The organism is Myxococcales bacterium (assembly GCA_012517325.1).
Taxonomy (GTDB): Bacteria; Lernaellota; Lernaellaia; order Lernaellales; family Lernaellaceae; genus JAAYVF01.
The window spans coordinates 63,320-74,709 of record JAAYVF010000039.1 but is presented as its reverse complement, the minus strand read 5'-3'; the positions used below and the strand labels follow the sequence as shown (position 1 = coordinate 74,709).

General features: G+C 66.0%; 9 protein-coding genes. 8 read left to right on the top strand and 1 reads right to left on the bottom strand.

What is annotated here, in order from left to right; all coding sequences use genetic code 11:
- From GX444_07470 to GX444_07460, 3 genes are all read left to right on the top strand, one after another.
- Positions 1–151: hypothetical protein (locus GX444_07470; protein NLH48427.1), on the top strand; the 151-nt coding region annotated here is incomplete at its 5' end.
- Positions 152–223: 72 nt separating this feature from the next.
- The gene (locus GX444_07465) at positions 224–1,774 is read left to right on the top strand and encodes a TIGR03663 family protein (protein ID NLH48426.1); all 1,551 of its coding nucleotides are present in this window, start codon (positions 224–226) and stop codon (positions 1,772–1,774) included.
- Positions 1,720–4,365, top strand: coding sequence for an insulinase family protein (locus GX444_07460; GenBank protein NLH48425.1), 2,646 nt, complete (start codon positions 1,720–1,722; stop codon positions 4,363–4,365). Before GX444_07465 ends, GX444_07460 begins: the two co-directional genes overlap by 55 nt.
- 8 nt (positions 4,366–4,373) lie before the next feature.
- On the opposite strand, the gene GX444_07455 is transcribed toward GX444_07460, so the two are convergent.
- Positions 4,374–5,177: a competence/damage-inducible protein A gene (locus GX444_07455; GenBank protein NLH48424.1), complete on the bottom strand. Its 804-nt coding sequence runs from the start codon at positions 5,175–5,177 to the stop codon at positions 4,374–4,376.
- Between the two features lie 55 nt (positions 5,178–5,232).
- On the opposite strand from GX444_07455, the gene GX444_07450 reads away from it, so the two are divergent.
- From GX444_07450 to GX444_07430, 5 genes are all read left to right on the top strand, one after another.
- Complete coding sequence (locus tag GX444_07450) at positions 5,233–6,063, top strand: hypothetical protein (protein NLH48423.1); 831 nt, start codon at positions 5,233–5,235, stop codon at positions 6,061–6,063.
- On the top strand, positions 6,060–6,935 hold the full coding sequence (locus GX444_07445) for a PHP domain-containing protein (protein ID NLH48422.1): 876 nt from the start codon (positions 6,060–6,062) through the stop codon (positions 6,933–6,935). The genes GX444_07450 and GX444_07445 overlap by 4 nt, the downstream gene beginning before the upstream one ends.
- Before the next feature lie 107 nt (positions 6,936–7,042).
- Entirely contained in the window at positions 7,043–7,942 is a 900-nt protein-coding gene (locus GX444_07440; GenBank protein NLH48421.1) for a DUF362 domain-containing protein, read from the top strand.
- Positions 7,939–9,513 (top strand): 4Fe-4S binding protein, encoded by a 1,575-nt coding sequence (locus tag GX444_07435; GenBank protein ID NLH48420.1) that lies wholly within the window; start codon positions 7,939–7,941, stop codon positions 9,511–9,513. The genes GX444_07440 and GX444_07435 overlap by 4 nt, the downstream gene beginning before the upstream one ends.
- 89 nt (positions 9,514–9,602) lie before the next feature.
- The gene (locus GX444_07430; protein ID NLH48419.1) at positions 9,603–11,384 is read left to right on the top strand and encodes a hypothetical protein; all 1,782 of its coding nucleotides are present in this window, start codon (positions 9,603–9,605) and stop codon (positions 11,382–11,384) included.
- The last annotated feature ends 6 nt before the right edge of the window (positions 11,385–11,390 follow it).

The window sequence follows — 11,390 nt, the reverse complement described above, 5'->3', positions numbered from 1 at the left end:
CCCCGGCGGCGATGTCTACGTCGTCGGCCCATACAAGGGCGTCATGCATTACGACGGCGAGACGTGGACAAGGATTCCCGGGCCGTGGTTGTGGAAGATTTACGGCTTCGCCGATCAGGGCACCGCGGGCGACATGATCGGGGAAGAGTGAGCGGTAAAGACTCAGTCGAATTCGAGTAAGTGCCGTTGACCCCGGCAGGGCGGCTGTGCCAAGATTCGCCGCATGAAAATCCGGCAAATGATGATTGTTGTCCTGGCCTTGGCGATTCTGGCCGTGGCCGCTTTTTACCGGCTGGCCGGGCTGGAACTCAAGCCCGTGCATCACGACGAATGCGTCAACTATGTCTTCACAAAGAAACTTCTGGATACCGGTAATTACCAATACAACCCAACCGCCTATCACGGCCCGCTGCTTTATTACCTGGCCTTGCCGGCGCCAAAAATCGCCGGTTTTTCGAAAACGACGATCCGTTTCATGCCGGCGCTGTTCGGCGTTCTGACCGTACTTTTGGTGCTGCTTTTGGGCCGCGAGGTGGGCGCGCCGGGCGCGCTTTTCGCGGCGGCGGTGCTGGCGCTCAGCCCGGCGAACGTCTACTTCGACAAGACCTTTTTACACGAGGTGTATTTTTCCTTCGCGACCGTCGGCCTGATCTGGATGTTTTTAGAGGCGATCCGATCCGGCAAGGCGACGGCGGTCATCTGGTGCTATCTGTTCGCGGTGCTGGGCTTCGCGGTGAAGGAAACCGCCGCGTTCAACGTGGCGGCGATTCTCGCGGCGTGGGCGATCTACTGGCTGACGGCCCGGCGCACCGGTGAGGCGGCGTCGCTGCACTTCGGAGCCTTGCTGGGGCGGCCCGACCGGCAACCGCTGCTCTGGGCGCTCGGGATGGGCGTCAGCCTGTGGCTGCTGCTGTTCAGCAACTTCCTGCGCAACCCGCACGGCCTGCTCGATTTCTTCGCGGCCTATTTCCCCTGGTTCCAGACCGGGGTGCAGAAGCCGACCCACGTGAAGGCCTGGCATTATTTCTTCGTGCTGCTTTACAAATATTACTGGCCGGTGTTGCCGTTCGTGGCCTGGGCGGCATTGCGCGCCTTCTGGAAAAGCAAGCCGCGGTCGCTGGCCATCCTGGCCGTGGCCGTGGTCATCCAGGGCGTCTACAGCGTGATCCCCTACAAGACGCCGTGGTGCGTGCTGTCGATCGGCATCGTCTGGATGCTCGTCGCGGCCGACGGTTTTTCCGACCTCTGGACCGCGCTGCGCTACAACGCCCTGCGGGTGCTGCTCGCCGTGCTGACCGTGGCGGGGCTGGCGTATTACGGGCAATTTTCGTACATACTCAATTTCCGCGAATACGATTACAATCACAACGACAGCAACGAGGCCCGGCGCCACGATGTCGTCTACGTGCAGACGCAGCGCGAGTACGAGCAACTGCCGGCCGACCTGCGGAAGATCGCCGCGGTCTCCGGCGCCGGCGACCGGTTGCCGATTTTCATTTCCGGCGGTTCGAAGAACCCCGGACGCTTTTACCTGCGCGATTTTCGCAAGGTGAAGGTCGAGGGCGCCAAGCCGCCCCAGACGGTGAAGCAAGACGTGATCCTCGTCCGCGAGAACGAGCGGAAGAAATACGAGGAGCGCTACGACGGTCCCTATCATCGGTATCAGGTGTACCCGGTCTTCCCCGGTTGGAAGGTCGACCTGATGATCCGGGAGGAATTGTGGCAAAAACTCGAAGCCGCCGGCCTGACCAGTCCGCCGATCCCGCCCTCCTGACGCTGTCCAACGGCCTGCGCGTCGTCCTGCAGCAGGCCCGCTTTTCGCCCGTCGTCTCCCTGTCGGCCTGGGTGGGCGTCGGCAGCGCCGACGAATCGCCGGCCGAGGCGGGGCTGGCGCACCTGCACGAGCACATGATTTTCAAGGGCACGGCACGGCGCGGGGTCGGGCAGATCGCGCGCGAGGTCGAGGGCGCCGGCGGCGAGATCAACGCCTTCACCAGCTACGATCACACCTGCTATTACCTGACGATGGGCCGCGACGATCTGGAACTGGGCCTGGACATCCTGGCCGACGCCATCGGCGGCGCGACCTTCGACGCCGACGAACTGCGCAAGGAAATCGAGGTCGTGCTCGAGGAAATCCGCCTCTATCGCGACCTGCCGCAGTACCACGTGTCGGAAGGTTGCTGGGGCGAGGCGTTCCGCGCGCATCCGTACGGCAAGCCGATTCTCGGCGATCCGCGGGTGTTGCGCGCCCTGAAGCGCGGCGAGTTGTTGCGTTTCTACCGCAAGCATTACCGCGCCCCGAACCTGGTGCTGGCCGTGGCGGGCGATTTCGAATGGGAGCCGACGCGGCGGTTGATCGCCAAACTGTTCGGCGCGCTGCCCGGCGGCCCCTTACGCGCGGCGCCCCGGCCGGTCGAGCCGGCGCAGACCCACAACCGCTCGCTGGTGATGCGCGATCCGATCCGTCAGGCGCACCTGGCGCTGGCCTGGCACGGGGTTTCCTGGGGCGACCCGGCCGCCGCGGAGCTCGACCTGCTGTCGTTGATCCTGGGCCACGGCGATTCCTCGCGGCTCGAACACCGCGTCAAATCGATGAAGCGGCTGGTGCACGAGGTCACCACCCAGGTCTTCTCGTCGCGCGATCCGGGCCTGTTCGGCATCGAGGCGTCCACCAATCCGGAACTGATCCGCGAAGCCTATCAGGCCGTGCTGGCGGAGACCTACCAATTGAGCGCGAACCCCGTGAGCGAGGAAGAGCTGGAACGCGCGAAGCTCAACATCGAGGCGGCGTTCATCGGCAAACGCGAAACGGCCAGCGGCATCGGCCAGGCGCTGGGTTACTCGGTCATTCTGTCCGGCGGCGTCGACCTCGAGCGCCGCTACCTGGAGCGTGTGCTGGCGGCCGACCGCGCCGGCTTGCGGCGGACGGCGGAGCGCTTTTTCACGCACGCCAACCTGACGGCAACCGTGCTCGTGCCGAGCGATTTCAAGCTCCAGCCGCGCGAACTGGCGCAGTTGTCACGGCAGGCGCGGCAGGCGGTGACCAGTGCCGCCAAGCCGGTCGCCAAGGCGAAAAAGGCGGCGGTCGCGCCGGCGTTGATCGGCTGCGCGGGTTGCCGGCGCCGGTTGAAGCGGGCGGTGTTGCCCAACGGCATCCGGGTGATCGTGCAGGAAACCGATCACGCGCCGCTGGTGGCGATCCGCACCCTGTCGCTGGGCGGGCTGCGTTACGAGACCGCGGCGAACAACGGCATCGCCAACCTGACCGCGCAGATGCTGACGCGCGGCACCGCGCGGCTGAGCGCGATCACCTTCGCCAAGATCGTCGAGGGCATGGCCGGCAACATGCACGGCATTTCCGGCAACAATTCGATCGGCGTGGGCGCCGAATTCCTGTCGCGTGATTTCGATCGCGGCTTCGAGCTGGTCGCCGAGGCGATGCGCGAGCCGGCGTTCCGCTCGACCGAATTGGCGCGGAAAAAACAGGAAATCACCGGCTACATCCGCGACAAGCTCGACAACCCGTCGCAAGTCGTGCGCGACCTGTTCATGCGCACGCTCTTTCCCGCCCATCCGTACGGTTTGCCGATGCTCGGCAGCGAGGAAACGTTGCGCGGGCTGGACGCGGAAGCCCTGCGCCTTCACTGGCAGGAATTGCTATGCCCGGCCAACCTGGTGATCGCCATCGCCGGCGACGTGTCTTTCGAGGCCGCGCTGGCGCGCATCGAAAAATCCTTCGGCGACCTGCCGGCGCGGCCGTTCGCGCCGTTGCGGCTGCCGCCGCCGCAACCGCCGGCGGGCGTGGTCCGGGTGGCGGAAACGCTGGCCAAGGAACAGACGCACCTGCTCGTCGGCTTTCTGGGCAGCCGCATCGGTTCGGCGGACGAATACGCGCTGCATGTGCTCAACGCGGCGCTGTCGGGGCAGGGCGGCCGGCTGTTTCTCGAACTGCGTGACCGCCGGCACCTCGCCTACAGCGTGTTCAGCTTCGTGCGCGAGGGCATTGAGCGGGGATCGTTCGGCGTCTACCTGGGGACGAGCCCGCAAACGGCCGACGAAGCGCTGGCCGCGCTGCTGGAACAACTGGAACGGGTCATTTCCCAGCCGCCCGCCGGCCGGGAACTGCGCTGGGCGAAGCGCTATTTGATCGGCAGCCACCAGTTGGACATGCAGACCGCCGGCAGCGTGGCGCTCACGATGGGCTTGAACGAACTGCTGGATCTGGGCTATCGCGCGCACCTGCTCTTGGCGGACCGGGTGCGGAAGGTGACCGAAAAGCAGATCGCGGCCGTCGTTCGCAAATACCTCACGCTCGAGCGGATGGTCGTCGCCAGGGTGGGCGAGGGCGAGCGGGCGGACTGAGCCGGCGGCTATTTTCCCGCGTCGGCCTGGGCGGCGAGCTGTTTTTTGAAATCGGCCATCGCCTGCTCCACCAGGGTCCGCGCCGCTTCGTTGGTGACGGCGTTGGCCGAGAACGTCACCCGCAATCCCTCGTCGTCGCCGAAGTAGGTCGGGTTGGTCTTGACGTGCAGCCCGATGTACTTGGCGCACATTTCCGCGGCCAGGCGGGTTAGGATCGATTCGTCGGTGGCGTCGGTCGGCATGGTGACCTCGGCGAAGCCGGCCCGCCCGAACATTTCGGCCAGCTTGACCGACAGCGCCAGATCGAACATCGCATGAATCTCGCGCGGCACCCCCGGCATCGAGTAGATTTCCATTTCGCCGAACCGGACCGCCATGCCCGGCGCGGTGCCGACCGGGTTGTCCAGCCAGGTGCCGCCGGCCGGCAGGTTGGCCATTTTTTCGCGTTCCGGGGTCAGACCGTCGGTTTCCACCAGGCCGTCGCGGAACAGCGCGTGGTATTTGTCTTCAATGAACTGGCGCGCTTCCGGGTCGATCCGCAGCGGCACGCCGATCGCCTGCGCGATGCCGGCGAGCGTCCGGTCGTCGAAGGTGGGACCGAGGCCGCCCGTGGTGAGCAACAGGCGCGTCCCGCGTTCCTTCGCCTCCAGAACCAGCGCGGCGATGGCTTCCGGGTCGTCGTCGAGGATGGTGATCCGGGCCACCGCGCCGCCGAGCGCGACGATCCGTTTGGCCAGCCAGTTGGCGTTGGCTTCCAGGGTTCGGCCGGTCAGGATTTCGTGTCCGACGACCAAAATTTCGATGCGCCCCATGCTCTTCCTCCCTCGATTCAACTTTTTCACCGGGTCTGCTAATCTTAGCAGCATGATGAATCAGGAGCAACTTCTAAGAGATATTCTGGACGACAACGTTCGCGGTGCGACCCCGATCACCGCCGACGCCGTCGCCCTGCTGTGCCGGATGCTGGACGAGGGCGAAACGGAAGGCCGGATCCTGTCCGTGGCGCGCGAAATCAGCCAGACACATTGCGGCATGGCGACCTTGATCAACCTCTCCGCCGACCTGGAAACCCTGGCCCGCCGACGAAGCGACGGCCACTTTTCGGCCTACCTGAAAAACTATCTGGCCCAGGTCGAAAAGTCGGCGGCCCTGACCGCCACCTACGCGGCGGCCCTGCTGGCCTCGTATTCCACGATCGTCACCCTGTCGCAGAGCAGCCTGGTGGAGGCGGCGATCGCGCGCCTGACCGAACGGCCCCACCTCATCTTCGGCGAGTCCCGCCCGCTGAACGAGGGACTGCCGCCGGCCCGCCGCCTGGCGCAACTGGGCTTTCCGGTGACGGTTGTCGCCGACGCCGCGCTGCCCGGGTTTTTAACAGAGGGCGCCGCGGCGGTCGTCGGGTGCGACGCCCTGTTGCCGACGGTGCTGGTCAACAAGATCGGCACGTATCCGCTGGCGCTGGCCTGCCGTGACCGCGGGGCGCCGTTGCACGTCTTGTGCCCGCGCCTCAAGCGCCTGTCGGCCGAGCGCGCCGGCTGGTTCTCGATCCGCGAGCGGCCGGCGGCGGAACTGGGCGTGGTGGAGAGCGAGAACCTGCGGGTCCGCAACGTTTACTTCGACCAGACGCCGCGCTCGCTGATCACCCACCTGATCGGCGAGGAGGGGCCGGTGGATCCCTGCCGGCCGGGCGCGGGATGATCGATCTGCACGTCCACACCCATGCCAGCGCGGACGCCCAGCATTCGCCGCGCGAGTTGTTCGCGATGGCGCGGGAGATCGGCGTCACGACCCTCTCGTTCGCCGACCACAACACGCTGGCCGCTTTGCCCGCGGGCCGGGAGCTGGCCGGCGAGACCGGCATCGAATTCATCCCCGCCGTCGAACTGAATACCGAACTGGACGGCCGCGAACTGCACCTGCTGGGTTACGGCATCGCCGACGAGTCGCCGGCGGTGCGCGAGTGGTTCGGCGAAATCGAACGGCTTTTTCTGCGCCAGGCCGAACGCCGGGTGCGGCGGCTGACCGAACTGGGCCTGCGCCTGACGCTGGCCGCCGTGCAAACCTACGCCGCCGGCCGGCTGCCCACCGGCTCGAGTTTTCTCGATGCCCTGAACGCCGATCCCGCCAATCACCGGCACCCGTTGCTGGCGCCATACCGCGAGGGCCCCAAGGCCGCCGATCCGTATGTCAATTTCTACTTCGACGTGCTCGCCAAAGGCGGACCCGCCGACGTCGGCGGCGAGTCGCTGCCGTTTCGCGCCGCCGTGGCGCGGCTGCGCGAACTGCGGGCGGTGCCGGTGCTGGCCCATCCGCGCGATCTGCCGGCCACTGAATTCGCAACGGCGGTCGCGGCCGGTCTGCGGGGCGTCGAAGCCATCTGCTCGTATCACGATCCGGTGACCGCCCGCCGCTGGCTGGAAGCCGCCGCGCACTTCCGGCTGTTGCCCACGGCCGGTAGCGATTTTCACGGCGCGCGGACCAAGGCCGCGGTCAAGCTCGGCGATCTGCCCGGGGCCGACGAAACGATCGTCGTCCGGCTGCGCGCGGCCATCGCCGACGCAAACGCCTGAACCGGCGGCGGGCTTGTCGCGCGTCAATCTTATTTGCCGGCCGGCGTTGCCATTGGCCGGGTTCTTTGGGGAAAATGGCGGCATGAAAAAACGATGAGGAGCGCCGCATGAAAATTACCCGCCGGGAAATGTTGCAAGGGATGATCGCCGCCGCGGCGGCCGCGCAAGTGCCGCTGGTCGCGCAGGCCGCGCCGCCGGTGATCGGTTTCAAGGGCGAGCCGAGCGCGGTCGTGCGCCAGCTCATCGAGAAACTGGGCGGGATGAGCAAATTCGTTTCCAAGGGCGACAAGGTGGTGATCAAGCCCAACATGGGTTTCGCCTCGGTGCCCAGCCACGGCGCGACCACCGATCCGATCGTCGTGCGAACCCTCGCCGAACTGGCCCTCGCGGCCGGCGCCAAGTCGATCCAGGTTCTCGACAATCCCGTGCACCCGATCATCGCCTGCGAGGCGCGCACCACGTTCCGCAAGGAACTGGGGACGCTGCACGACGTGACGGTGCAGTGGGTCAACGACGACAAGTTTTTCGCGCCGGTGGCGATTCCGCGCGGCCGCCAGTTGAAAAAGGCGGCGGTGCTGCGGCCGGTGCTCGATTGCGACTGCCTGATCAACGTGCCGACCGCGAAGAGCCACGGCGGCGCGCTGGTTTCGTTCAGCATGAAAAACTGGATGGGCGTGGTAAAAAATCGCCGCGAATGGCACGGCGATTTCGACCTGCACCAGGCGATCGCCGACTTTTCCACCTTCATCAAACCCAAGCTGATCATCCTGGACGCGACGCGCGTCCTAGCGAGCGGCGGCCCGGGCGGGCCGGGCGAGGTGAAGGTGTTGCAGACGGTCTACGGCGGGTTCGACCCGGTGGCCATCGACAGCGTTGCGGTCACCCTCTCGGACTGGAACGGTAAAAAGCTCAAACCGCTCGACGTGCCGCACATCCGCTTCGCGGTGGAGATGGGCGTCGGCCAGCTTTACCAGGCCGCCGTGGAGACGCCCCTGGTGTACGCATGACCGTGCGGCGCTTCCTGCAACTGTCCTTTCTGTCCCTGTTTCTGGTGCTGATCGCGCTGACCACCTTTCCGCTGCGGGTCCAATTGCCGGTCGAGCTGTTTCTGCGGATGGACCCGCTGCTGCTGATCACCGCCTCCCTGGCGGCGCGCACGGCGGTGGCCGGGCTCGGCGCCGCGCTGGTCATTTTGCTCGCGACCGCGCTGCTGGGCCGGTTTTTCTGCGGTTGGGTCTGCCCGCTGGGCACGACGATCGAACTGACCGACGACCTGCTGTACCGGCGCCGCAAGCGCCGCTGGCCGAACGAAGCGCGGATCGCGCGCGGCCTCAAGTATGTTCACCTGATCGTCATCCTGACGGCCGCGGCCGCCGGCTACGGCCTCGCCTTCGTGTTGGACCCCATCGCCCTGTTCACGCGGACGGCCACCTATTTGCTGCACCCGGCGGCGGTGTTTTTAAGCAACACCGGCCTGGACACGTTGCGGCCGCTGGCCGAAAAAGCCGATTGGGTCGCGCTGTATTACGCGCGTCTGCCGCAGCCGCTGTTGTCGTCGGGTTCGCTGGTCGCGGCGGTTCTGTTCGTGACCATTCTGCTGCTCAACCGCCTCCAACGGCGTTTCTGGTGCCGCAGCCTCTGCCCGCTGGGCGCGCTGCTCGGCCTGACGGCGCGGCTGTCGCCTTTCCAGCGCGTCGTCGGCGCGGCGTGCGATCACGACGGCCGCTGCCGGCGCGGTTGCGAAACGGGGGCCATCGCGCCGGGCGAAACCGAGTACGATCCGGCCGAGTGCATCGCCTGCCAGCGGTGCGTCTCCGACTGCCACCTGAAGGTCACCGCGTTCCGCTTTCGCGATCCACGGCCACGGGCGGCGATGCCGCTCGACCTGGGCCGCCGGCGTTTTTTGACCGGCGTGTTGGGTGGCGGCTTTGGGGCGCTGCTGTTTCACGTCAGCCCGACGCGCCGCCTGATGGCCGACCGGCTGCTCCGGCCGCCCGGCGCGTTGCCCGAGGATCTCTTCCGCAAGCGCTGCATCCGCTGCGGCCAATGCGTCAAGGCTTGTCCGACCAACACGCTGCAACCCGACTGGTTCGAGGCGGGCCTGGAAGGGCTGTGGTCGCCGGTGCACCGCATGCGCCTGGGGCCGTGCGACCAGGGTTGCAACGTCTGCGGCCAGGTCTGTCCGACCGGCGCGATCCGCGCGTTGCCGCTCGAGGAAAAACGCTACGCGAAGATCGGCACGGCGATCATCGACCGCGAGCGCTGCCTGGTCTGGGCGGATGAAAAGTTCTGCCTGGTCTGCGACGAGGCCTGTCCGTACAACGCGATCTACTTCGTGCAGGACGCCGAAAAGAAGCGACGACCCCACGTCGATCGCACCCGCTGCAACGGCTGCGGCCAGTGCGAAACCGCCTGCCCGGTATTGGCCGCCGGCGCGATCGTCGTGCGGCCCGACAATCAAATCCGCCTGGAAACCGGCGGCTACCGGGAAACCGCCGGCCGCCTGGGATTCCGCTTCGAAAAAGGTTCCGCCGAGGACGAGTTCAAGGAAACGGACGCCGCCCCCGAAGGCGGCTGATGTTCCCGCCGGACGCCGACCCGGCAACGCGGGCTTGGCGGCGGTGATGTTTTACCGGAAAATGCGGGCCTATTCGTTGGGAGATTCAATTGTCCAAGGTCTGGAAAAATCTCTGGCCCTTCTTGTGGATCGCCGCCGCCACGCTGCTGGTCGGGCGCGACTGGTGGAACGACTGGCTGCTGGGCGGGCACAGCGCGTTCATGGACTATTTCCGGATGGTCGTGCTGGACGACGCGGTTCGGCAGGGCGATTGGTGGCCCCGCTTCGCCGAGGCGTTTTATTACGGGCACGGCAGTTTGCTGTTTCATTTTTACGCGCCGCTCACCTACTGGCTTTCCGAGTTGTTCGTCCTGCTCGGCGCCTCGATCCCCGTGGCGATCAAGCTCACGCTGGGTTTGTCGATTTTTCTTTCCGGCCTCTTCGTCGGCCTGCTGGCCCGCGAACTCTACGGCCCCTGGGCGGCCGCGTTCGCCGGCGTGTTGTACGTTCTGGCGCCGTACCACCTGACCGACGTGCTGGGCCGCCACGCCTTCGGCGAGGCGGTGGCCTTCGCCTGGCTGCCGCTGGCCTTGTGGGGGATTCTCGGGGCGGTGCGCGACGGTTCGGCTTGGCGGATGGCCGCCGGGGCGATCGGCGCCGCGTTTCTGTTGCTGACCCATAACATCACGGCGATGATTTCCGCGCCGCTGTTGTTCGCCTGGTGGCTGTACCTGAGCGTCCGTTATTTTCATCAGGGCTGGCGCGGGCCGTTGCTGGGCGCGCTGGCCGGGGTTTTCGGCGTTTTGCTGGCGGCTTTTTTCTGGTTGCCGGCGTTTGCCGAAACCGATCAGGTCTGGTCCAAGCGCAGCCTGACCTCGGAATATTTCATTTACTGGAAGCATTTCGTTTTTTTCCGACAGTTCTTTTCGTTGTACTGGGGACACGGCGGTTCGTTCGAGGGCTACAAGGATTCGATGTCCTTTCAACTGGGCCTGGCGCACTGGCTGGCGCTGGCGGCGGCCGTGCCGGTTTTCATCGCCCGCAAAGCCTGGCGCAACCCGATGATTTTCTGGGCGGTGGCGCTGCTGATTTCCCTGGTGATGTGCCACGCGGTGTCGCTGCCCGTCTGGCAGTTGATTCCTATCCTCGAATTCGTGCAGTTCCCCTGGCGCTTCCTGTTGCTGGCGGCGCTGGCGGCCTCGCTATTGGTTGCGCCGGTCGCACAGTGGGTGGCCGAGCAGGCGCCGGAAAAATGGCGCGCCTGGCTGGCGGCGATGGTCGTTCTGCTGCCGTTTCTGGCTTATTACCCCTACACCTATTCCAAATTCCTGTTGCTGGACACCAAGAAGGGCGATCATCACCGTTTCCGGGTCGCCGACTATCCGCGCCGCGCCAAGCAAAAACGCTACGAGCGGTTGGAGAAAACCGTCGACATCAACGCACTCCGGCAACAGAACGTCAACGCGACGGCGCGCGACGATTTTCTGCCGGTCGGCGTGATTAAAAAGCCCCGCGAAACCGCCGATCCCGCCGTCGTGATCGAGCCGGAGACCGGCACGGTGACGGCGATCGATCGCCTCGGGCCGCGCCATTACCGCGCCACGGTTTCCCTGGTTCAGGACGGTACGGTTTACCTCAATCGTTTCTGGTATCGGGGATGGGAAGCCGAATTGGACGGCCGGCCGGCGACGACTTTCGCCGATTCGCCGCAAGGGTTGGTGGCGGTGCGCGTGCCGGCGGGCGAGCACCGGCTGGAATTTTCCTTCGGCACGACGCCGTTGCGCCGGTTCGCCTGGTGGCTGACGCTGGGCGGAGTCGTCGGCCTGATCGCGGTCGTTTTGCTCGGCGCCTTTTGGCCGCGACGGTCGAATCCGGCGGCCGCGGCCTCCTGACGCGAT

Bases quoted from the DNA above. Each gene is read 5' to 3' on its own strand.
- GX444_07435 (NLH48420.1), top strand. From the start codon at position 7,939: ATGACCGTGCGGCGCTTCCTGCAACTGTCCTTTCTGTCCCTGTTTCTG.
- GX444_07445 (NLH48422.1), top strand. From the start codon at position 6,060: ATGATCGATCTGCACGTCCACACCCATGCCAGCGCGGACGCCCAGCAT.
- GX444_07440 (NLH48421.1), top strand. From the start codon at position 7,043: ATGAAAATTACCCGCCGGGAAATGTTGCAAGGGATGATCGCCGCCGCG.
- GX444_07450 (NLH48423.1), top strand. From the start codon at position 5,233: ATGAATCAGGAGCAACTTCTAAGAGATATTCTGGACGACAACGTTCGC.
- GX444_07465 (NLH48426.1), top strand. From the start codon at position 224: ATGAAAATCCGGCAAATGATGATTGTTGTCCTGGCCTTGGCGATTCTG.
- GX444_07455 (NLH48424.1), bottom strand. From the start codon at position 5,177: ATGGGGCGCATCGAAATTTTGGTCGTCGGACACGAAATCCTGACCGGC.